Origin of the sequence: Ruegeria sp. HKCCA5491 (assembly GCF_013034565.1) — a bacterium.
Taxonomy (GTDB): Bacteria; Pseudomonadota; Alphaproteobacteria; order Rhodobacterales; family Rhodobacteraceae; genus Ruegeria.
Map to the genome: position 1 here is coordinate 171569 of NZ_WQGG01000009.1, position 22548 is coordinate 194116.

The 22548-nt window shown below is 55.8% G+C and carries 19 protein-coding genes; 6 read left to right on the forward strand and 13 right to left on the reverse strand.

Annotated features, from left to right (window positions below; all coding sequences use genetic code 11):
* Window positions 1-4: 4 nt before the first annotated feature.
* Complete coding sequence (locus GOV88_RS13475) at window positions 5-358, reverse strand: multidrug efflux SMR transporter (protein ID WP_171240755.1); 354 nt, start codon at window positions 356-358, stop codon at window positions 5-7.
* Between the two features lie 204 nt (window positions 359-562).
* On the opposite strand from GOV88_RS13475, the gene GOV88_RS13480 reads away from it, so the two are divergent.
* A complete protein-coding gene (locus GOV88_RS13480) occupies window positions 563-1612 on the forward strand; it encodes a sterol desaturase family protein (protein ID WP_171240756.1) in 1050 nt (349 codons plus the stop codon).
* A gap of 105 nt (window positions 1613-1717) precedes the next feature.
* Here the strand turns inward: GOV88_RS13480 and GOV88_RS13485 are convergent, their stop codons facing one another.
* The gene (locus tag GOV88_RS13485; RefSeq protein ID WP_171240757.1) at window positions 1718-3211 is read right to left on the reverse strand and encodes a BCCT family transporter; all 1494 of its coding nucleotides are present in this window, start codon (window positions 3209-3211) and stop codon (window positions 1718-1720) included.
* A 385-nt stretch (window positions 3212-3596) separates the two neighbouring features.
* Between GOV88_RS13485 and GOV88_RS13490 the strand changes: the two genes are divergently transcribed.
* The 3 genes from GOV88_RS13490 (at window position 3597) to GOV88_RS13500 (ending at window position 7705) form a co-directional block, all read left to right on the forward strand.
* Window positions 3597-4565 (forward strand): TAXI family TRAP transporter solute-binding subunit, encoded by a 969-nt coding sequence (locus GOV88_RS13490; protein WP_171240758.1) that lies wholly within the window; start codon window positions 3597-3599, stop codon window positions 4563-4565.
* 102 nt (window positions 4566-4667) lie between these two features.
* Window positions 4668-7277, forward strand: coding sequence for a TRAP transporter permease (locus GOV88_RS13495; RefSeq protein ID WP_171240759.1), 2610 nt, complete (start codon window positions 4668-4670; stop codon window positions 7275-7277).
* Window positions 7274-7705, forward strand: coding sequence for a universal stress protein (locus tag GOV88_RS13500; RefSeq protein WP_171124940.1), 432 nt, complete (start codon window positions 7274-7276; stop codon window positions 7703-7705). The genes GOV88_RS13495 and GOV88_RS13500 overlap by 4 nt, the downstream gene beginning before the upstream one ends.
* A gap of 3 nt (window positions 7706-7708) precedes the next feature.
* On the opposite strand, the gene GOV88_RS13505 is transcribed toward GOV88_RS13500, so the two are convergent.
* From GOV88_RS13505 to GOV88_RS13515, 3 genes are read right to left on the reverse strand one after another with little or no spacing between them, the layout of a single operon-like run.
* On the reverse strand, window positions 7709-8749 hold the full coding sequence (locus GOV88_RS13505) for a lipocalin-like domain-containing protein (protein WP_171240760.1): 1041 nt from the start codon (window positions 8747-8749) through the stop codon (window positions 7709-7711).
* Window positions 8739-11153 carry an ABC transporter permease gene (locus tag GOV88_RS13510; RefSeq protein ID WP_171240761.1) on the reverse strand — a complete coding sequence of 805 codons (2415 nt, stop codon included), beginning with the start codon at window positions 11151-11153 and terminating at the stop codon, window positions 8739-8741. The genes GOV88_RS13505 and GOV88_RS13510 overlap by 11 nt, the downstream gene beginning before the upstream one ends.
* Window positions 11150-11797, reverse strand: coding sequence for an ABC transporter ATP-binding protein (locus GOV88_RS13515; RefSeq protein ID WP_171240762.1), 648 nt, complete (start codon window positions 11795-11797; stop codon window positions 11150-11152). The genes GOV88_RS13510 and GOV88_RS13515 overlap by 4 nt, the downstream gene beginning before the upstream one ends.
* Before the next feature lie 170 nt (window positions 11798-11967).
* On the opposite strand from GOV88_RS13515, the gene GOV88_RS13520 reads away from it, so the two are divergent.
* Window positions 11968-12402: an ion channel gene (locus GOV88_RS13520; protein ID WP_171121501.1), complete on the forward strand. Its 435-nt coding sequence runs from the start codon at window positions 11968-11970 to the stop codon at window positions 12400-12402.
* Here the strand turns inward: GOV88_RS13520 and cls are convergent.
* The 3 genes from cls to GOV88_RS13535 form a co-directional block, all read right to left on the reverse strand.
* On the reverse strand, window positions 12399-13811 hold the full coding sequence (gene cls / locus GOV88_RS13525) for a cardiolipin synthase (RefSeq protein WP_171240763.1): 1413 nt from the start codon (window positions 13809-13811) through the stop codon (window positions 12399-12401). The two genes, GOV88_RS13520 and cls, sit on opposite strands and share 4 nt — an antisense overlap.
* 23 nt (window positions 13812-13834) lie before the next feature.
* The gene (locus GOV88_RS13530; protein ID WP_171240764.1) at window positions 13835-14809 is read right to left on the reverse strand and encodes an HAD family phosphatase; all 975 of its coding nucleotides are present in this window, start codon (window positions 14807-14809) and stop codon (window positions 13835-13837) included.
* A 75-nt stretch (window positions 14810-14884) separates the two neighbouring features.
* Window positions 14885-16495, reverse strand: a complete 1611-nt coding sequence (locus GOV88_RS13535) for an arylsulfatase (protein ID WP_371808243.1) — start codon at window positions 16493-16495, stop codon at window positions 14885-14887.
* Between the two features lie 198 nt (window positions 16496-16693).
* Between GOV88_RS13535 and GOV88_RS13540 the strand changes: the two genes are divergently transcribed.
* A complete protein-coding gene (locus GOV88_RS13540) occupies window positions 16694-17374 on the forward strand; it encodes a Crp/Fnr family transcriptional regulator (protein ID WP_171240765.1) in 681 nt (226 codons plus the stop codon).
* A gap of 38 nt (window positions 17375-17412) precedes the next feature.
* On the opposite strand, the gene GOV88_RS13545 is transcribed toward GOV88_RS13540, so the two are convergent.
* The 5 genes from GOV88_RS13545 to GOV88_RS13565 are packed head-to-tail and all read right to left on the reverse strand — an operon-like array spanning window position 17413 to window position 22544.
* The gene (locus GOV88_RS13545; RefSeq protein WP_171240766.1) at window positions 17413-18645 is read right to left on the reverse strand and encodes a BatD family protein; all 1233 of its coding nucleotides are present in this window, start codon (window positions 18643-18645) and stop codon (window positions 17413-17415) included.
* On the reverse strand, window positions 18642-20147 hold the full coding sequence (locus GOV88_RS13550) for a VWA domain-containing protein (RefSeq protein WP_171240767.1): 1506 nt from the start codon (window positions 20145-20147) through the stop codon (window positions 18642-18644). The genes GOV88_RS13545 and GOV88_RS13550 overlap by 4 nt, the downstream gene beginning before the upstream one ends.
* The gene (locus GOV88_RS13555; RefSeq protein ID WP_171240768.1) at window positions 20144-21130 is read right to left on the reverse strand and encodes a VWA domain-containing protein; all 987 of its coding nucleotides are present in this window, start codon (window positions 21128-21130) and stop codon (window positions 20144-20146) included. The genes GOV88_RS13550 and GOV88_RS13555 overlap by 4 nt, the downstream gene beginning before the upstream one ends.
* The gene (locus GOV88_RS13560) at window positions 21127-21600 is read right to left on the reverse strand and encodes a DUF4381 domain-containing protein (protein ID WP_171240769.1); all 474 of its coding nucleotides are present in this window, start codon (window positions 21598-21600) and stop codon (window positions 21127-21129) included. Before GOV88_RS13560 ends, GOV88_RS13555 begins: the two co-directional genes overlap by 4 nt.
* On the reverse strand, window positions 21600-22544 hold the full coding sequence (locus tag GOV88_RS13565) for a DUF58 domain-containing protein (RefSeq protein WP_171240770.1): 945 nt from the start codon (window positions 22542-22544) through the stop codon (window positions 21600-21602). The genes GOV88_RS13560 and GOV88_RS13565 overlap by 1 nt, the downstream gene beginning before the upstream one ends.
* Between the last annotated feature and the right edge of the window lie 4 nt (window positions 22545-22548).

The following is a 22548-nucleotide window of genomic DNA, read 5'->3' on the forward strand; positions in this document are numbered from 1 at the left end:
CAGGTCACCCGGTTGTCAGAAGCCCGACTCCAACAATAACAAAGGCAATTCCAAGTACCGCTTTCAAACCTATGACCTCGCCAAAAAAGATCATCCCGACGCTTGAAATTCCGACGATAGAGAGGCTTGTCGCAAGCGTGTACGCGGTGCGCAAAGGAAGCCCGCGCAAAGCATATAGATAACTGAGTAAAAGCATGACACCCAACGTCAGTCCAACCCACAGCATCGGGTGCAGTGCGGCAGACAGCATGGAAGACCACGAGCGGGATATCTCGGTTTCAACTGTAAATTTCTTGAAAGCAAAGTTCGCGCCAATATTTCCGCAAATCGCAAGCAACAAAGCTAACCAGTAACTCATCCGACAAAGCTCCGAAAATAAACTAAGTCTTCAAGTGCTAATCTGGAAGCGGTCTTAGGTCTAATGAAAAGTCGCGCGTGCGCGACCTGCGGTGCTTGCTGCCGTTCCGCGCAGTGTTTCCAAATTGACTGGTTGAGGCGCACGTTGACTTGCGGCCTCGTTCCGCTCACTGTTTGGGAAAAGAAGTAAAAGGTACATCCAGCAGTGTTTGTTGATCTGTTCAAAGACGGAGTTATTCAGAACTTCATGGCACCGTTGCTGCCATCGACAAGCCTATTCTATCTCTATGTTGTTTCAGCGTTTATCATCTCGGCTACGGTGTTTTTCTTCTTCGAAAGAAAAGAGGGCGAGCGCCGACCTGATGAGATCGAGAAGGGTCTTTTTGGGTATATTTTTGACCGAAAAGTCTGGCTTCACCCGTCTTCAAAGCAGGATTATTATTTCTTTGTCGTAAACACTTTCATCTATTCTGGGATCATTGCCCACTTTATGATCTCGGGGCATATCGTGTTCAACGCATTCGGTAACGTCTTTGAGTCAGTGCTCGGACCGCGTCAGGAGGCCCTGTTCACGTTGTCCGTATTCACGTCACTGGCATATACTCTGGTGGCGGTCCTTGCGATTGATTTTGCCATTTTCCTAACCCATTACGTGCAGCATAAGTTTGCACCGTTGTGGCATTTCCATTCTGTTCATCACTCTGCCGAAGTGCTGAACATCGTAACTGTCTATCGTCAACACCCGGTCGACCTGTTCATTACGGGTACGTTCATGGTGGTTCTGACCGAGGTCGCTTTTGCGTTCTATGCCTATCTGACGATGTCCGAACCCGCGCAGCTTACGATCGGAGGGCTGAATGTTGTGCTCTTTGGATTTTACCTATTGGGGTACAATCTGAGGCATTCGCATATCTGGCTCAGTTATCCGCGCTGGCTGTCTTACATCTTCATCAGCCCGGCGCAGCACCAAACCCATCACTCGATTGACGAAAAGCACTTTGACAAAAACTTTGGCTTTATCTTCGCGATTTGGGATTGGTTGTTTGGCACGCTTTACGTTCCAAAAGGATACGAAAAGCTGGAATTTGGCATTTCACGCGCCGAACCCAACCCGTTTGGGTCGATCGTCGAGCTATATTTGAAACCTTTTCAATTGGCGTGGAAGGAAATCACGGGGTCAAAGCTGTTCAGTCGCTTTGCAATGGGGTTCGGCGTGGCGGCTGTTTTGTGCGTGGTGTTCAGCGTCGCCTTCTAAGTTGTGCAACCGTGGATCACGGATCCGGGCGCTGGCTGAGCCAAATCAGAAAGCCTACATAGGCGAACACACTTAGGTTCAGCACTGTATCAATCAGTCCACCAGTCATGCGTTTTCCTCCTTGGTGAGGGACTTGAACAAGCAAATGACCAGAACCGGAACAATAAACACAAAAGCAATGGCGGATAGCGCGATGATCGAGCGCACTAGGCCGATATCCCCGACCAAAATCATTGCAAGTCCAAGGGCCCCCAGAATCCCGCCCCAAATTGTACGAATGCGGGGCGAAGGGTTCTCATCCCCTCCGGCGCCAATCATAGCAAGGGTAAAGCCTGCGCTGACTACGCTTGTAACGACGAACAGGAACGCAGCCAGAACTGTCGCCGTGCGGGTCAAACCGTCCAGCGGAAACTTTTCAAGTAATGCAAATGTGGTCGCGTCAAGGTTTTCGGCATTTACCGCGGCCAGCGTTCCGTCCTGTCTGAGAGTGTCAAAGAATCCTAGCCCCCCGAAGATTCCGAACCAAAGGATGGAAAACAGGGTGGGGGTGACAATAACGCCGATCAAAAACTCTCGTATCGTTCGCCCGCGCGAGATGCGGGCGATGAAAATACCCACAAATGGTGACCAAGCGAGCCACCAGATCATGTAATTCAGCGTCCAGCTATGGAACCAGTTGACGATTTTTTGGTCAAAGAATCCGGCCGTTGAAAAACCAGCGGGCAGAACGCCGAACAGGTAGCGCCCAAACCCCGATACGATGTCGTCCATCACATACGAAGTCGGGCCGAAGATCAAAAGGTAGATCATCAGCCCTACGGCTATCAGCATCGCGGCATTCGACAAAAGCGCCATGCCGTCGCCGAGGTCTCTGCGCAGGGGAATGATGAAGGCGATGCATAGGGCTCCAAATATTGGAAGAGTCAGGCTATCGGGCTGCTCAATACCAATCAGACCGGCCACCCCGGTTTGAATTTGAAAGACGCCCATCGCCATAGATCCCGCCAGACCAACCGCGATGGCGACGATTGAAAGCAGATCGAAAACCCAGCCCAACGCCTTGACCCAGCGAGCCTCTCCCAATGCGGCGAGCAGTGGTGCGCTTAGCAGCAGTGCGCGGCCTTTACGGTAGGCGAAATAGGCAATGACCAACGCTACGATCCCGTATATCGCCCAGGCGTGGAAACCCCAGTTCAAGTAGGTCACGAACATGGCGTGACTGGCGGCTTCGGCATCGTCGCTATAGTTTTGCAAAAGCTCAAAATGCGTCAGGGGTTCGGCCGTTCCGTAAAACAGCAGACCCACGCCCATCCCGGCTGCAAACAGCATCGCGATCCAGACGGGCGTTGAAAATTCGGGCTCGGACGTATCGGTCCCCAGACGTATTTCGCCAAAGCGCGAAAAGGCCAGATAGATTGCAACAAACAGAAGGCCGCTGACTTCGAGCATGATAAACCAGCCACGGCTGCTGAATTGTGTCTCGACAGCCGCAGTCGCAAGGCGACCCAGTCCATGCGGATCGGCAATGCCCCATCCAGCGATGGCCGCGCTGAGGGTCAGAGCAATTATCAAAAGCGGGCTGGGGGATTTCCTGTCCACGATCCGAGGCCTTTCTGCGCCGTTTCTGCCAGCTTAGTCCATTTGCGCGCATGACCGAAAGGACCGGCGTGCTTTACACGCTGTGTCGTCATTCAATGTGAGCACCTTCGAACAAAGGCAATCCGACCAGTTCTGGTGAATTCCCCTGATCTCGGGGGGAAAGTTCTGGAAATTCTCTCACATTTGCTGCTCGGGGCGGTTGAGGGGGGCGCGGGGGTTGACAAGCGGAGTGTCTGAATGAAACGTCAAATAAGTTGGGAGATTTTGAAAATTCAGATGCTTGACCCTGTTGCAAGACGGGGTGGCTTGTCGTACCGGCAAGGTCCCAGATGAGGGACCGCTGAAAAGTCTCTCATCCATAATAAGAGTTTGGGAGTTCTCAAAAATGAAAAACAGCAGCAAGCTTAGCCTTGGCGCGGTCGTAACCGCGGCATTTTTAGCTCCGGCCGCATACGCCGAGGAATTCATCACAATTGGTACCGGCGGTGTAACCGGTGTGTACTATCCGACAGGCGGTGCGATCTGCCGTCTGGTCAACAAAGGCCGCAAAGAGCACGGCGTGCGTTGCTCGGTCGAGTCTACCGGTGGTTCGGTCTACAACATCAACACCATCCGCGAAGGCGAGCTGGAGTTTGGTGTTGCCCAGTCCGACTGGCAGTTCCACGCTTACAACGGCACCTCGAAATTCGAAGAGGCTGGTCCCTTCGAAAGCCTGCGCGCGGTGTTCTCGGTCCACCCCGAGCCGTTCACCGTTGTGGCCCGTGCTGACTCCGGCATTGCCAGCTTTGAAGACCTCAAGGGCAAGCGCGTGAATATCGGCAACCCCGGTTCCGGTCAGCGCGGCACCATGGACGTCGTTCTCGAAGCGATGGGCTGGAGCCTTGACGATTTCGAACTGGCGTCCGAGCTGAAGGCGGCTGAACAGTCGGCGGCTCTGTGCGACAACCAGATCGACGCGATGATCTACACCGTAGGTCACCCGTCGGGTTCGATCCAGGAAGCGACCACAGCCTGTGATTCCGTTCTGGTCAACGTGACCGGCGATGCGATCGACGGTCTGATCGACGGCAATTCATACTACCGCACCGCGACCATTCCGGGCGGCATGTATCGTGGGTCGGACGGCGACACCACAACCTTCGGTGTGGGTGCAACCTTTGTGACCTCGGCCGACGTGTCGGATGACGCGGTTTACGCGGTTGTCAGCTCGGTCTTCGAAAACTTCGACGACTTCAAAAAGCTGCACCCGGCATTTGCCAACCTCAAGCCCGAGGAAATGATCGCAGACGGCCTGTCGGCACCTCTGCATCCGGGTGCCGAGAAGTACTACAAAGAAAAAGGCTGGATTCAGTAAGCCAGACCTGACGCGGGGTGCCTTCGGGCGCCCCGCAACCCAAGCCCGGCTCGACCGGGCAGAAAATAAGGTCAAAAGGCCGCATGACGGGGAGACATCTTGATGAGTTCCGACACCCAATCCAACCGACCGCTATCCGAAGAAGAGCTACAGGACCTTGTCGCCTCGTCCGATGCGGGCGGGCGTAATCCGGTCGGTAATGTCGGAATTTTTCTGGCTGTTGTCGCGGCGCTGTGGTCCGTGTTTCAGGTTGTTTTGGCCTCACCTGTTTCGAATGTGGTGCTGCCGGGCAGCGTGGTGAACAACTCGCGCCAGATTCATCTGGCTTTCGCTATGTTTTTGGCGTTTGCCGCCTATCCTGCGCTCAAGTCCAGCCCTCGGGATTATATCCCCGTGCAGGATTGGATCATGGGCGCGCTTGGCGCCTTTTTGGCGTTGTATGGGTATTTCTTCTACGACAAGATCGTAAACGCAGGCGGTCTGGCCGATGACACCGATAAATGGGTCGCGCTGGGTGGTCTGCTGCTGCTGTTTGAGGCCGCGCGCCGTGCGCTCGGCCCTGCGATGGCGATCATCGCGACCATATTCCTGGCCTATGTCTTTTTTGGCTCGTCGGAATGGGTGCCCGAAGTTATCCGTTGGAAAGGGGCCAGCCTCAAGAAAGCCATGAGCCATATGTGGATCACGTCCGAGGGCGTGTTCGGCATTGCCTTGGGTGTGTCCACCAAATTCGTGTTCCTCTTCGTTCTGTTCGGTGCGCTTTTGGATAAGGCGGGGGCGGGGAACTATTTTATCAAGATGGCCTTTGGTGCATTGGGCCACTTGCGTGGCGGTCCGGCCAAAGCCGCCGTTGTGGGTTCGGCCGCGACCGGCCTGATCTCGGGCTCGTCGATTGCGAACGTGGTGACCACCGGCACTTTCACCATTCCGCTGATGAAGCGGGTAGGCTTTTCCAGTGAACAGGCAGGCTCGGTCGAGGTTGCCTCCTCCGTGAATGGTCAGATCATGCCGCCCGTTATGGGGGCTGCCGCCTTCCTGATGGTGGAATATGTGGGCATTTCCTATGTCGAGGTGATCACCCATGCTTTCCTGCCTGCCGCGATTTCCTACATCGCACTGGTCTATATCGTCCACCTTGAGGCGGTGAAGCGGAACATGCCCACGCTGGGTGACCGCGATGTGCATCTGGCGCGGACTGTTGTGGGAATGTTGTCCTTCTTCCTGGTCTTTGCCGGTCTTTGCTATGGCTCGCAGTTCCCGGTCGAGGCCGTGACAAGCTGGGCACCGTCGTCGGCGGGTTTGATCCTGAGCCTTATTGTCTGCGCGGTGTACGTGGCGCTGCTGTATCTTGCCGCGCAGGTGCCTGACCTTGAGCCCGACGATCCGAATGCCAAGGAAGTTACGCTGCCGGTGATCGCGGATATCTACAAAGCCGGTCTGCATTACCTGCTGCCGATCATCGTGTTGGTTTATTTCCTGATGATCGAACAGAAATCTCCCGGGTTGTCGGCGTTCTGGGCGACGACGCTGTTGTTTGTGATCCTGCTGACGCAGAAGCCGCTCAAGGCGCTGTTCCGGGGGCAAAGCAATCTTTATGACACGTTCATCGACGGTGTTGCCGACCTGTGGCAGGGCCTGATCGACGGCGCTCGCAATATGATCGGGATCGCTCTGGCCACGGCCACCGCGGGTGTGATCGTGGGTACCGTGACCCTGACCGGAGTGGGGCAGGTCATGGCCGACCTGGTCGAGTTCCTGTCAGGCGGAAATCTGATCCTGATGCTGGTGATGGTCGGTCTGCTGAGTCTGATCCTTGGCATGGGCCTGCCAACCACCGCGAACTATATCGTAGTAAGCTCATTGATGGCCGGGGTTGTCGTTGAACTGGGTGCGCAAAGCGGACTGATCGTGCCGCTGATCGCGGTCCATCTCTTTGTGTTCTACTTCGGTATCATGGCGGATGTGACACCGCCTGTGGGCCTGGCCAGTTTCGCCGCCGCTGCTGTATCTGGTGGGGATGCGATCAAGACCGGGTTCACCGCGTTCTTCTACAGCCTGCGCACCGTGGCGCTGCCTTTTGTGTTCATCTTCAACACTGACCTGCTGTTGATCGATGTGACGTGGGTAGAAGGGATAATCGTCGCGATATTTGCGACCATAGCGATCCTTGTCTTTACGGCGGGAACGATGGGGTACTTCCTGACCCACAGCCGCATCTACGAAAGCGTGGCGTTGATCGCGGTGGCCTTTGCATTGTTCAGGCCGGATTATTTCATGGACCGCATCGCGCCGCCCTATACATCGGTCGAGCCTGCTGCATTTGTGGAAACCATCGGGCAGACCCCGCCCGGAACCGAAGTACGCATGGTCGTCAGCGGCCCGGATTTCGACACGCTCGAGATGACTGACACAACCGTTGTCGTCACGGTCGGCAGCGAAGAGGGCGGCGCGGCGCGGGTTGATGCCATGGGCTTGCTTCTTCTGGAAGAAGACGGGTTGGTCAAACTAGAAGAGCCGCTGTTTGGCACGCCCGTGGCGGATGAGCTGGATATGTTCGACTATTACGGCGATGACGCGGTGCGTCTAACCTCGGTCAGCCTGCCGTCCAGCCAGCCTCCCAAGCAATTGATCTACATTCCCGCTATGATCTTTCTGGGTCTGATCGCATTCCTGCAACGCGGCCGAGCCGCCAGACAAGAGGTGCCCGCATGACGAACTCGGTGCTTTGTGCCGTCGACATCAGCAACGGCGAACTGGATAGCAATGTCTTGAGCAAAGCCGCGGCTCTGGCGGATCAGGATAATGCGCAACTGGATGTGGTGACGGTGCTTCCCGATTTCGGGGAAAGCTGGGTTTCCGGGTTCTTCCAGCCAGACTTTCACGACAAGGCGATGGAAGAAGCGCATTCCAAACTGGTCGAGATGTGCGTCGCAGCGGTTGGCAAAGAGCGGAACGAAAAAATCCGCCATGTTGTCGCGACGGGAACGGCCTATCAGGAAATTCTGAAAACGGCCGAGGGCGCAGGCAGCGATCTGATCGTGATCGGGGCGCATAAACCGGACCTGAAGGATTACTTGCTGGGCCCGAACGCTGCGCGGGTTGTGCGGCATTCGACGGTTTCGGTCTATGTCGTGCGCTAGGGCTCAGTAGCCTGTCATCTCAAGGTATCCACGCCCCGAGTGGCTGCCCGAGATCGTAACCGGACCTTCCCAATATTCGAACCTTGTCGCCATCCAAGCCTCGGGTGTCAGTGCGGACACGTCGACATCAAGGTTCCGGTCAGGCAGCGTCACGCGCCAGCGTGTCGGGATCGTGCGGCCAGCGACCGTGGACGTTTCGAGCGGGCTAAACGTGACGGAACCATCGGGCAGGGCAGTTGTCTCGCCCTCTGCCGAGATCAGGGTCGCTGCCGTAAAGTCACTGCGATCCCCGCGCAGGCGAAACGCCATAAGTTTGTTCCCGTCGTCGAAACTAAGCGAAAACCAGTCCCATCCGCTTTGATCTGTTGCCAGCGGTTGCGATGACCATTCGCGATCCAGCCAGCCTTGACCGGTGACCGCGATATCCTGATCCGGCAGGTGCAACGTGCCCTCGACCGCGAAAAATGGCTGAGAGTAATAGTAGCTGGCCTGTCCATCCCCTGATTTCACCGAATATCCCTGGTCGCCGTGAAACACCAGCGGGCCCTGAGCGTTCAGGTTTAGGTCATATCCGAAATTGCCCCCATTGGCCGAAAGGGACAGCTTATTGATATCCGGCCCGCGCATGTGCCAGTCGTCTATCCAAGCCTCGAACGGTCGCGCCGTCACACCAGCCTGCCCGATGCCGCCGCGTGATAGTCTTTCCGCAAAGTAGTGGTGATCCGGGGTCGTAACCGCCGCGTGCCCCATCCATAGTTGGGGGCTTTGCCAACCCTCGGTTTCTTTGGGTTTGAGGGCAGAACGAAACAACGTCCATTGAATACCGTAGGGCCGCCCGTTCTCTCCGGTCAGGTTTGCCGTTAGGTACCACCATTCAATGCGAAAGGACGGGTGTGGGCCGTGGTCCTGCGGAAACTTGAATCGGTATCCCGGCTGCGGAATGTCGAACCCTTCAGCCGATCCGCCCAACCCCGCATATCCTTGGGCCTGCGCGAAGGATGGAAGCAGCAGAGCAAGGATCAATAGCCACGATTTAACGTTCATTGGCGAACACCCTTAGCAATTCAGCCGGAGGCAGGCGCAGAAGGCGCATGGCGGGTAAAGCCGCTGCAACCAAAGCCGCCAGCAAGGTTAGAAGGAATAATCGGGCCCAATCTGCGGGAAACAGGTACATCGGCAGGCGCCAGCCAAATGCCTCGACATTGATGATGGCCAAAAGGGTCCAGGCTAGAGCCAAGCCAAGGGGCAGCGCAATAATCGCGGTAATCGCCGCCAACAATACGCTGCGCAACAGCTCAAACTGCGCGAGTCTGGCGCGGGTCAGGCCCAACGCCCAAACGGGGGCAATCTGCGGCAGGCGTTGGGTCCAGAGGGTCAGCAGGCTGGTCAGAATGGCGAACCCCGCGACACCCAGCGTCAGCACATTCAGCGCCGAAGTGACCACAAAGGTTTTTTCAAACACGGCCATGGATTGTGCCTTCATCGCGGCCTGTTGGATCACGGCCTGCCTTGGAAGGTTAAATCTGTCCTGTAGCACGTGTGCCAGTTCTGTTGCACTTTCGGCGCGCGTACGTATCCCGAAGCGCCTTGCCTCAACCCCCGGGGCGATTTGATCCAGCCGCGTCATCGAGACAATCGCTTGTCCAGTTGGGTTGCCATAGTCAGAGTACACGCCAGCAACGGGCAATGTGTATTCACGGTTGATTATAAGATCGTCACCGGGCCACAGGTCCTGACGGCGGGCGAGTTGTTCATTGATCAGCACCGCTTCGCCCGCATTCACGCGATCCCAGACATCCGCACCCGAGGCAATCAGAGGCCAATGCTGGCGGTAGGTTTGATCGTCGACGACTCCGTACAGAAAAAGGGGTCCGCTGGGATGCGCCAGTTCCACGCTGCGAATTGGCAGAATTGCGTCTACTTGCGGCGCTAACCAATTTGAGATTTCGCGCCCTTGCTGGTCATCCTTTGCCGTCAGATACAGCTCGGACGTCAGGCGTTGATCCAGCCAGCCTGTGAAGGTCAGGCGAAAGCTGGAAACCATCGTTCCAACGCCGATATTGGCCGCAAGGGCCAGTAGAAGCGCCATCAACGCCAGGGATAGGCCGGGCAACTGCGCGCGCATATCCGACCAGATCCACTGGGCTATTGGGCTTTTGGTAAAGCGTTGAAAAATCGAGATCACCAGCGAAAGCAAGGACGGCAAAAGCATCGCCGCACCCAGCAGCATACCGGCAATCAGTGTAAACCCGGCGACCAATCCACCAATGGACAGTTGCACGATGATGCCGACCAATATGATCAACAGGCCCAAAAGCGGGGTGGTGAAACCGTTAAAGGCGGCTGTCCGCCACGCTTGAATTCCGGCGCCGGACAGCAGGGGCATATGGGACAATCGGATTAGTGCGTGACCACTGGCCAGCAGCGTTCCGCCCAGAGCCATTGCCAAACCAGCCACCGCCCATTTCGGCTGTAATGCAATTTCGCCGCTTACCGGAGCTCCGTACAGCCCCCGCAAGGTTGCTGCGACATCAGGCAAGAGCGCGCCCGCCAGAAAGTACCCAAGCATCAGCCCTGCCAACCCGCCGAACAGTGCCAGCAAGGACAGTTCCAAAAGGATCACCCAGACCAGTTGCCGCATGGAAACGCCAAGCGCCCGCAGCGTTCGGATCATCCCCCGACGCTGCGCAAAAGCCAGCCCAACCGTTCCGTGCACGATGAACAGGCCAACGGCGAAAGACAACAGCCCAAAGGCTGACAGGTTCAAGTGAAAACTGTCGGTCAGTTGCGTCGTGTCCAGTTGCGACGACGCTTCGACCCGCTCTAGCTCGGGTGTTATCGCGGAGATTGCAGGAAGCGCGCGTGGCTGGTCTGGCAGAATGATCAGCCTTGAGATTTGACCTTTCCTGTCCAGCAAAACCTCGGCCACACCGATATCTGTCAGGATCAGATCAGGGGGAATGTCCGGGCTTGTCAGAACGGGCGGCAGTCCGGTTTGGTTGCTCAGAAACCGCGCCAAGTCAGGTGAGGCCAGCAACCGACCGGGGGCGGTCAGCATGTCAGCCGGGTCCGGTGCGGTGGCGCTTTGCTCAATGCGCGTAACAGCAGGCAGCGCTGGATAGGCGACCATGTCAACGCCCATGACGCGGATGCTGCGCCCCCCTATGCGCGTGGTTTCTTCCAACACGGCCGCAACTTGCCATCCGGCCCGCCGCAATGACAGATATCTGTCGATCGTGATTGGACCAGCCGGATTTCTCAACTCGTCGTGTTGTCCCAGCGCGAGTTGTTCGTTGGCGCGCTGATAGCTTGCCCGTGCTTCGGCGTTGATAGCCTGAACCGCTGACCACAGGCCGGTCGCCAGCGCAATCCCGATCAACAGGGTTGCAAGTTGCAAGCGGTGCCGCCGCCAATGAGACAGCAGCACCTGAATAATCGCGACAGTCATGTGATACGCCCACCGGACAGATGCGCTCGTCGGTCCAGCCGTGCGGCAATGTCCTGTGAATGCGTGACCAGCAGCAGCGCAGACCCAGTTTCGGCTACGAGGGATAGCATGAGGTCCAGAACGGTTGCGCTGGCGGTTTCATCCAGATTTCCGGTGGGTTCATCTGCAAGCAGCAGTTTAGGCTGCGCAGCCATAGCGCGCCCAATCGCAACACGCTGCTGTTGGCCGCCCGACAGATTTTCGGGATAGCGGTCCAGTAAATCCGACAGCCTCAGTCTGTCCGCAAGATGGTTTGACCATGTGTCGTCCGGTCTTCCTGCCAGACGCGCGTGAAAGGACAAGTTCTGTGAGACGGTCAAAGAAGGGATCAGGTTGAATTGCTGAAACACCAAAGAAACGCTCTGGCGGCGCAACGCGGCACGACCGGGATCATCCAGCCCGGACAGATCGGTTCCGTCCAGCGTGATCTCTCCGCCGTCGAAACTGTCCAGCGCGGCGGCAAGGTTCAGCAGCGTGCTTTTCCCGCTGCCGCTTTCACCGGTAAGCGCAAGCGTTTGCCCCTTGTCCAGCGCCAGCGAGACGCCGCGCAGGACAGGGCGCCCTCCGGGATAGGATTTCTGAACATTGTCTATTTTCAACAGCATCAGTAAGCCTCGGGTCGTATTTGCAACAATGTGGAACCCACCCGGGCAGAGTCCAGACCCGACACAGATTCGGTTCTATTCGTCGCGGTGCCCGAGGCGGGGTTGTGAGCCTTTGCCTAAACGGTCATTCTGACGCTGCATTCACTGACCAAGACAAGAGATACCGAATTATGACCTTAGCGCAGCAGATTCTTTGGGGCAGTATCTATCTTGGTATTTGCTTTTTGATTGAACTTGTTCTGCTGACTTGGTGCACGCAGACGATCCGCAGCATGGCGTTGAAACTGGAAGAAAGTAAACGGTTTGTCACAATCGCCGCACCGATCTGCGTTGCCTTGGTGTTTATCGTCGCGATTCACACGTTTCAGGTGTGGCTATGGGCGATCGTCTGGGTTCTTGGGGAAACCCTGCCGGATTGGAATTCGGCGCTTTATTTCTCTTTGGTGACCTTCACGACGCTTGGCTATGGCGACATCGTTTTGGGTGAGGACCTGCGGATTTTTGGCGCGTTTGCTTCCGTCACGGGTTTGCTGGCCTTTGGATTGTCGACGGCCTTTATGGTTGCCTTGATGACTCAGGTGTTCAAAGAGGAATTGATGTCCTAAAGGATCGGGGCAAACAGCCGCGCCAGTGGAGAGCCAAAGCGGATAAAGGCGGGTTGTTCAGGCAAGTTCCGCTCTAGTTCGTAACAGTTTTTGAAATCGGCCTTTAGCATATCGTCCACAGCCTGCGCTGCGCGTTCGTCAAAGAACAGGGCCATCGCCTCAAAGTTCAATCGGAAAGAGCGATTGTCCAGATTGGTCGTGCCGACCGCCGCAAGAGTATCATCAACGACAAATGCCTTTTGATGCATGAACCCGTTTGTATAGCGAAAAACGCGCGCACCGCATTCGCGAATTTCGTCAAAATAGGCAAAAGCGGCCAGCCAGGGCAGGCGGTGGTCAATCACGTCAGGCACAAGAATTCGAACATCCACTCCGCGCAATGAGGCATGTTGCAACGCCGTCATGATGTCGATGTCAGGCACGAAATAGGGGGATGCGATCCAGATTCTTTCTTTTGCCGCAGCGATGGCGGCGAAGAACATCATTGCCCCGGTCTCGGTATCGTCGCCGGGACCTGTGGCGACCAGAAGCGCGTTCATGTCCTGCTCGGCCTCTGTTCCGGCCCAGTCCAGTTGATCAATCAGATCCTCTTCATGTGCCCAATGCCAATCTTCGCAGAAGATAAGTTGCAACTGGCGGACAATATGGCCGAACATTTTGATATGCGTATCCCGCCAATGGCCGAAATGCGGATCCTGTCCCAGATACTCGTCGCCCACATTGTGCCCGCCGATAAAACCGGTTTCCCCGTCAATGATCACGGTTTTTCTGTGGTTGCGGTAATTGAGCTGAAACCGGTTTTGCGGGCCGCGTCGGTCACGTGGATTGGCGATCTCAACCCCTGCAGAGCGTAGTTTGTCCAGATACGCCGTGGGCAGGCCATAACTGCCGACCGCATCGGTCATGAATCGAACACTGACACCGCGTTCAGCCGCTTCGATCAGCTTTGCCTGAAGTTGTTGGCCCAATGCGTCATCGCGCACGATGTAGAACTGGATCAGGACGTAATTCTGCGCGGCGTCAATCGCCTCGAAAATGGAATCGAACGTGGCCTGACCGTCGATCAGCAACTCGGCCCCGTTTCCACGAGATACAGGCAGGTGCGCCAGCGCCTCAAACGGTCTTGGGTTCACCTGCATTGTGTCTGGGTCGGGTTTTGAGAAGTCGGCGAAAGTCTTGATGCCTTCGACCACGGTTTCGCTTTGTTTGCGCGCAATCCGATACCCGCGAAACCGGTGGTGCCCTAAAAACAGATAGAGCGGCACGCCAAACACCGGAGCAGAGATCAACAAGACAACCCACCCAACCGCACCTTGTGGCGTGCGCGCCGTTTGCGCCGCCCGGATCGCAAAGAGGATCGCGGTGACATATAGGATAAAGACAAACGCGGAAACAAGTAGTGTCCACATGGGGTTATCAGTCTCTGTTCTACCTAGTTTGCCCCAGTGTAGACGCGTTTCCAATCTTCCGCCATATCGACGATGACCCATCCCATGTCCGGGCCTTTGTCCAGCCCGTCCACAAGCTTGCCAATCGGGCTTTCGCGATCATAGGCCCATTCACGTTCAGAATCCGTGTGATGGATCAATACCCCAAGACGATTGCCTTCCCCAGCAGTCGTCCACTCCAACATCGCAAAATCGCCATCCGAGTTGCCAGCCGCCAATATGGGACGTCGGCCAATTGTACGTTCTATGTTGATGGGTTTTCCCTGTTTGTCGTCGATGAACGCAATTCCGGGTGACTTTACAATAGTGGGCGTACCGTCGATGGATTCGTATGTGGCGTCAGCATATGTGCCAAGCACTTGCTCGGGTGGAATGCCATATGCGTCTTCGGCGAAAACGCGCATGAAGTGCAGGCCGCCGCCGGACACGATATAGGTGCTAAAACCCTCGTCCCGGAGATACCGCAGAAGTTCCACCATCGGCTGATAGGTCATTTGGTCGTAAGGCAGGCCCGTGTCAGGGTGGCGCGCTGATTGCAGCCAGTCGGCTACGGAAGCCTGAAACTCATCGACGCTGGCGCCCGCGTGTGAGGCGTTGATTACCTCGATCAATGCTTCATGCCCGCCTTCTGCAATGGTTTGGACATCGCCTTTGGCTGCGGCTTCCAAAATGGGGGAGTTCAGGATGGACGGGTCTGTTTTTGCAAGTTCTTCAAGCCGATCCATGGCAAAGATCAACTGAAAATAGACCGGCTGTTCGGCCCATAGAGTGCCGTCGTTGTCGAATACTGCGATCCGTTCGGCTGGAGTTACATAATCCGAGTGGTTTGGGTCGGTCACCGTGCTCACGAATTCAACGATCCGGGACTTGGAGTCTCCATCATCCCAACTGGGCAGCGGGTCGGCGAACAAGGTCGTCGCTGTTATCGAAAGGAACGTGGTGAACAGAGCTGCCTTCATAAGAAATTCTAAACCCTTAATATCTTAGAAGGGCCGCCATGTGCGTGGCGGCCCCTTGTTTGTTGTTGTCTGGCCTCAGTTGTTTGTCGGTGTGGCCAGTTTCTCCATCACTTGATCCAGGTTGAAGCTGGCCGCCTTCTGTCGAGGCGGGAATTCCTGGAATGTTTCAAGGAAGGATCCGACATACTGCTGCGCAGGCACCAGGAAGTACGCACGTTCCAGCAACCAATCGTAATAAGTGTTGGACGTACGATAGGCCCGTTCATACGGATCGCGGCGCAGATTGACGATCAGTGGAATGCGCAATTCGGTCCACGGCTCGATCCACGCACGAAGCGTTGCCCAGGCTTTCTGCTCAAGGAAGATCAGTTTCCAATCCTCAAAGCGCAGCGCGGTCAGGTCGCCATCGTCTGAGAAATAGAAGATCTCCTTACGCGGGCTTTCGGTCGCCTCACCAGTCAGAAGGGGCAGGATGTTGTAGCCATCCAAATGCACCTTGTAATCACGGCCCATGCCCGAAGAGCTGTATCCCGCCTTCAGCTTGTCCTTGATTTCCGGATCACCGGCGACGGCCAGATAGGTTGGCAGCCAGTCCATATGGTGAACGATCTCGTTGGTTACAGAACCGGCTTCGATCTTGCCGGGCCAACGCACCATTGAGGGCACACGCCAGCCGCCTTCCCAGTTGGTGTTCTTTTCGCCCCAGAACGGGGTCGCCGCCGCATCAGGCCATGTGTTCATATGGGGGCCGTTATCGGTTGAGTAGTGGACGATGGTGTTGTCGGCGATGCCGAGTTCATCCAGCAGATCAAGCAACTGACCCACATGCATGTCATGTTCGATCATGCCAGCGGTGTATTCGTCAGCCACTCCGCCAACGATTTCGTTGGCCTGAGCGCGCATCTCGTCCTTGACGTGGGTCCGGAAGTGCATGCGCGTCCCGTTCCACCAGACATAGAAAGGCTGACCCTGTTCGTGGGCACGCTTGATAAAGTCGATCGCTGCGGCAACGGTTTCGTCATCCACCGTTTCCATACGCTTTTTGGTCAGCGGACCGGTGTCTTCGATGGTGCCGTCGGCCTTTGACTTGATCACCCCGCGCGGGCCATAGGCTTCGCGAAAGGTGCGACCGTCAGCCAGTACAGTATCACCGGGATAGTCTTCGTTTTCGGGCTCTTCCTCAGCGTTCAGGTGATATAGGTTTCCGAAAAATTCATCAAAACCGTGGTTTGTCGGAAGATGTTCATCCTTGTCGCCTAGGTGGTTCTTGCCGAATTGACCCGTGACATAGCCATGATCCTTAAGCAGACCGGGTATGGTCGGATCTTCGACTTGCATACCAAGATCGGCGCCCGGCAAACCCACCTTGGACAGCCCGGTCCGAAATACGGATTGACCCATGATGTAAGAGGATCGACCGGCGGTACAGGATTGCTCGCCGTAGTAATCGGTAAAGATCATTCCCTCTTTCGCGACACGGTCGATATTTGGCGTCTGATAACCCATCAGACCCATCGTGTAGGCCGAGATGTTGGATTGCCCGACGTCATCGCCCCAGATCACCAGAATATTTGGCTTTTGGTCTTGCGCCCATGCGGGAACCGCCAGCGCGACCGCAACCGTTGCGACAGCGAATCTACGTAAGCCCCTGCGCCAAGTGTCTGCCATTGAACGTGGTGGTGACATGGTTTTCTCCCGTTTTGCTGAGCCCTGTACGACCCTTTGTTGAAACTTAAATTTGGCGCGATAACTAATTAAAAACGCGGCCTGAAAGTTGGTTCGATATTGATCTGCGATAATGCGTGATAGAAGGAATCGAACGGAATTAGCATAGGCGATGATCTGTGTTAAAAACTTATCATTTGACGAGTTTGGAAAATTCTAATGTTAAACAAATCCAACAGTCTTAAGACCTTGCGGAAAGGCGGCTGGTTCAGCAACCGTTCGACCGCATTTCAGCGCGACTTGCTGGAGTGTGGAATCGCGAAGGACTTTGAAGCGAGCGAGGCATTGTATCATTATGGTGATACAGTGAACGGTATTTTCGCCGTCCTTGAGGGGGGCGTACAGATAACCGTGCCAGCCGATGATGGGCAGGAGTTCGTCATACACCGCGAAGGCGCAGGTTTCTGGGTTGGCGACCTGGCTTTGTTCGCCGATTCCTCAAGGCTGGTCAGTGTTGTCGCGACACAGACAACCCGCGCCCTGTTCTTTCCAAACTCGCGTGTCACGAAGTTAGTTCAGGAGAAGCCTGATTATGTTAGGGATTTCTATGCGCTCAGTCATGAGAATATGCAGACCGCGCTGCGTATCGTGGCGAACCTTGTAGTGACTGGTACGGAAAAGCGCCTTGCGCTGCGCCTTCTCCATCTGGACGAGGGCACTTCGAAGTCCGACGGTTGGATTGAGGTGTCGCAAGAGGAGCTGGCCGAGATGATAGCGGTCTCGCAACCGACACTTCACCGTAGTCTGCACCGCCTTGCTGATCTTGGTTTGGTCGAGGTGGGCTATGGCCGCGTGCTTCTAAAGGACCGGCGTGGCCTTATTGCAAATTGTCAGAACTAAGCATCATGGGTTCAATGGGTTCAATGGGTTCAATGGGTTCAAGGGTTCAATAGGGGCAACGAATTGGCGTTAGCCCCTCGCGGCCGGACAAAGGTGTCAAGGGTGGCGATAGCCTCGGACCAATGCGGGGCCTGCCGGCCGGCATCAGACCCGTAGCGTGTTGCGCCGATCAATGCCAATTGCGCTTCAAGCTTATGTAAATCCATGGGTGTTTCTGCGCGTGCCTTCAAAAGATCCAGTGCCGAATAGGCGCCTGACAGGTCGTGGTTTTTCAAAGACAGCCTGAGCTGTGCAAGGGCATATTCGGCTGAGGACCTATAAGCACGTTCGCGTTCTTCCCGGCGCGTCCTGAAGCGGGGTGCAACCCAACGCCAGGCGGTCCAGATCATCAGCAACACGAGTGTTACCCCTAAGCCAAGCCTAAGAAAATCGCCCATGTCTTTCGGGGGCGTTTTGGGTGCAGCCAAGGTTAAGTCGACTGCAGGGATATCAACAGTTTCAACCTGTTGGGTTGTCAGGTTGAACCAGTCGATCGAAACAGCAGGAAGTTGCGTCTGCCCACCTGCCTGAGCCAGATAGACAACTTCATCAACGCGCTGACCTGACAAAACTCCGCGATCTTCAGCTTCGGTAAAACGCGGCTCTTTTGGGTATGCACGCAGAAGTTCATCCTGATTTTCCGGAATCAGAGGAGGTATCAAGATCGGAGTAGTCCCCGAAATTTTGGCTGTGAGCTTTCGCGTAATCGCGCCTCCGGTTTGAATGTCAGTGTCACCATCCAGCGTTTGTTCAATGGAAAAGCCCGACGCCAGAATAAGCGGGTCCAGATTTTGCGCGCCTTGCGGGATCACAGCGTCAAAGGATATTGGTGGCAGCGGGACCGAAACCTCAATCGGTGCGTTGGTATCAGGATCGGCGTAAGTAACCAGAATATCCATCTGGCCCAACTGGATTTTTCCAACTTGCAAAGGATAAAGGCGATAGCCGCGCTGAACACCAGACCACGTGTCGCCTTGCACAGTTTCGCTGACCGGGCCGGATGCGCGCTCGGGCAAGCGGACCAATAAGTTTTCTTGCTCCAATGACGGAAAGACCGGAGGGGCCGGCATGAAGGTAGGAACCAAAACCTTGACGCGCAAAATGGTGGGTTGCCCGACGATCACATCGCCCTCTGCAAGGTCCACTGTTACAAGTGGGGCAATATCTGTTGGGGTCTGCGGAGTGACCACCGTCGGCAGGAACAGTAAAATGAGGAATAGAAAATATCTCATTGCGATTGCACCTGATTTTCCAGCAGGAACCGGTTTCTCAGAAAGTCCTGCATGTCGGTATCAATTGCGCTGATCCACTGGTCTGCAGACATCGGCTGCGCTACTTCGGTCTGGGCTTGCACTGTGGTGTCCTGACCACGCGCGCCTTCATTGTCGAATACTGTATCATCCGCGCCGATCCCGGCCTCTTCGCTGGTATCCGATTGCTCTCGGGTGGTTTCGACATACTCCAGAATTGCTGTTGCAACTTCCAAATTGTGCTGGGCTTCTGGCCAGTCTGGTCGACGTTCTAACGCGGTTTCAAATGCTGCAATCGCTGGGCGGTACTCGCGGTTACGGATGCGCGCCATTCCTTCCGCAAACGCGGCTTCAGGTGTGTTCAACGACGAAAAGACCTCGGTCGCCTCAGGATAGCGGCCTGCTTTGAGCATGGCGTATCCTTGGTGGTATGGGTCCTGAAACAAATCGGCCGCGTCAGAAAAGCGCTTTTGGTTCATGGCGATCTGGCCTTGTTGATCAGGTGTTAGGAACCAGTCCTTCCAACCTTCGGCCCACGCATGACCGGATGGGTGCGTGATGAATAACATCAAAAATGCCCACCGAATGACCCAGCCGCGCCGGAACCACAAAAGTGAGAGCAACGCCGCAGGCCAGGCCAAAATCCAACCCTGATCCTGCCAATCCAACTGATCCTCTTCGTCCAGAGCGTCGACATAGGCGTTGTGAATACCTCTTTTTAGTCGCGTAACATCTTGATCTCCCGTCGAAAATGGCGCCACGGTCGCGGATGATAACGCGTCTAGCTGAACCAGTCTTTCGCCTTCTGGCAACATCGTAAGAAACAACAGGTCGGCCTCTGCACTATTCATTGCCTGAACCTGCGACGGGTCGATATCGTCCAGCACAAACAAAATGGCGCCCGGGGTTTCCGCATCGGCGAGTATGTTCTGAGCCAGTGCCAGGGCATCGGCTGCCGCGTCGCCTTTCAGCGGCATAACGGCGGGCGTTAACCCTTCCAGCAGCGGGCGAAGGATGTTGGCATCCTCGGTCAGGGGGGCAACGCGGTGCGGACTGCCTGCATACGCGATCAAAGCGGTCCGCGCCCCTGAGCGCGTGTTGATCAGATCGGTGATCTTGTATTTCGCACGCTCAAGCCGGGATGGGGGCAGGTCGGTGCCTTCCATGCTTTCGGTGACTTTCAGCGCAATAACCAACGGCGCGGTGTCTGCAATCAGTGGGTTAGGGGCGCGCGACCACGTTGGGCCCGCGGCGGCCAAGGTGACCAGCACTGCAATGGCCATGACCCCGTCTACGGGGTTCAGCTTGCGTTTGTCCGTGTCGCCCACCTTAAGGGCTTGGGCCAGGTGCGGGGCGATACCGTCTGGAATTTGAGTGGACCGTTCCGATCTTGGACGGATCAGCCACCAAACTGCAAAAACCGGTATCAGGAAAAGAAGCCAAGCCGCTCGGATAAAGTGGAAATCTGCGAGTGCCTCAATCATCGAACACTCCGCCGGTGTTGCGCGATATGAAATCCTGCGGAACTGAACAGGATCACGGCAATGACGATTAAAAGCGGTATATGGGTAAGGCTTTCGCGCGGTCGATAGCTTTGGGTTTCAACAACTCTTGGATTTTGCTCGTCGATCTGTTGGTAGGTCTGCGTCAAAGCGGCTTCGTCATCGGCAAAAAAGTATTGTCCGCCAGTCGTTTGCGCGATATCTTGAAGGGCTTGCAAATCTACGCGGTCTTCACCTGTTGCGTTCGGGTCGCCAACTCCGATCGTATAAATGACCACATTTTTGTCCGCAGCGATTGCCGACGCGTTGACGGGTGTCATGCGGCTTGACGTGTCGGCCCCGTCGCTGAGGACGATCATCAGGCGTTGGTCAACTTCGCTCGAGTCAAACAGCCGTATGCCCAACCCAATGGCATCGCCAAGCGCCGTGTTCGGCCCAGCCATTCCCACTTCAGTCTGGTCGAGGAACCCATTCAAACTATTCAAATCTTCGGTGAACGGTGCCTGTACAAACGCGCGTGTCCCAAAGATGATCAGGGCCATTCGATCCCCCTGACGCGCTGCAATGAAGTCCCGCAGTACATCTTTGACCGCTGCGAGGCGCTGTTTGGGGGTTCCATCCTCGGACGTGAAATCCCGTTGGTCCATTGACCCGGATATATCTAGGGCCAGGACCACATCCCTCGCCGATTTTTCCACCACGATGGGATCTGCCAGCCGTTCAGGGCGTGCCAGCGCTGTAACCAACAAGACCCAAACCAGCGTCGCAATTATAGATTGCAACCATGTTCGTCCTAGAATGCTTGATCCGGTTTTGGGTTCAAGGCCGGTCGCGGCCGCGATGTGCCGGAAAAACGGAATGCGTGTGGCTTGCACCTTTTCCTTATGTGGTGGGGCGAACCAAAACACGACCAAAGGCAATGGCAAAAGAACAAAGACCCAGGGCGCGGCGAAGGTGTAGGTCATGCCCCTTGGTCCCTTTTGTGGAGTTTGATCCAACTGCGAACCAGATCTGGGACGTCGGTGTTTTGAACGGTTTCTTGATACGGCGCGGCAAGGAGGACTTCGCCGGAGGCGCCTTTAAATTCTTTCTTTTCATACGTCTGATTTAAAAAATTCAACCACTCTTGCCCGTGAAGACTTGCCACAGTCGCACGCGGAAAAGCGACCAGAGCGGTCCGCCGCAGAATCTCGGCCGCGCGTGCCGCATCGGTTCCGGCCCGCTCCAGTTCTGCAAGGGCCGAGCGTCGGTAGGCATTTGCCGACCAATGTCGACGGGCCAGGTAGAAGCAAGAGGTCCAGGCCGTTGCCAGCACCACTGCAAGAACCGCCCAACCCCATGTTTGCGGGGTCATTGCGATTGGATCTGGGGCCGGAGCAGGCTCTAGCATATCCAAAAGTTCAACCAGTGATTTGCCCGAAACATCGACCGCCATCATCGTCCCCCCGGATGCCCGAACAGCTTCAGCAACTGATCCAGAGCAGGGACCGCTGTTGTCAGAGGGACAATTGGGAAGCCATAGCGGCGGGACCACAGGTTCAACTGCGAAAGCCTGTCCTCCATCGCTGATTTGATGCGATCGTGCAGATCAGGGATTGAGCTGTCGATTTCGATCTGGTTGTCCCCGTCGGATACCGTCAGTTTTACCCCCGGAAGTAATGCGCGCGAACTTGGATCAAAAACATTGAAAAGGATCAGATCATTTGATCGCGATAACCTGCTGAAAAGACGTTCGGACCTGTCGTTGATCCCGTCGAAATCGGAAAACACGCACACCAATGCGTTCGTGTGTGCAAGTCGGACGGCCTGTTTCAGTACGTCGTTCAGTGTCACAGTTGGTTTTGGGCGCAGCTTCGCGTTCAGGCTACAATTCAATTCTCCAACAGATGATAGGAACCGCGTCAGTGCAGCAGGGCGCCGTTGCGGGTGATGCTCGGCCAAGTCCGTATCACCGAAAACAATCCCGCCAACACGGTCGCCTTGCCCCAGAACCCGATGTGCGGCAATGGCTGCGGCTTCTGCCGCGATCACGGATTTCATATAGATCTCGGTTCCGTAGAACATGGATACCCTTTGGTCGACCAACAAAAGGGCGGGGCGATCGCGCTCTTCCGTATAGACCCGAACATGGGGTGTGCCGGTGCGTGCGGTGACCTTCCAGTCAATTGTTCGAATGTCGTCACCTGGCATATACGTGCGCAATTCCTCAAAGTTCAGCCCACGTCCGCGTAAACGCGATGCGTGACGTCCATTGAGGATTGATCGCGCGGGTTGCCGGGGCAAAAGGCTGAGCGATCGCGATTTCGGACCCAGTCGTTGTAAATGTTCGGCATTCACATGGATGCGCGGGTCTGAGGGATATGTGGCTGTCTGCGCCATGTGG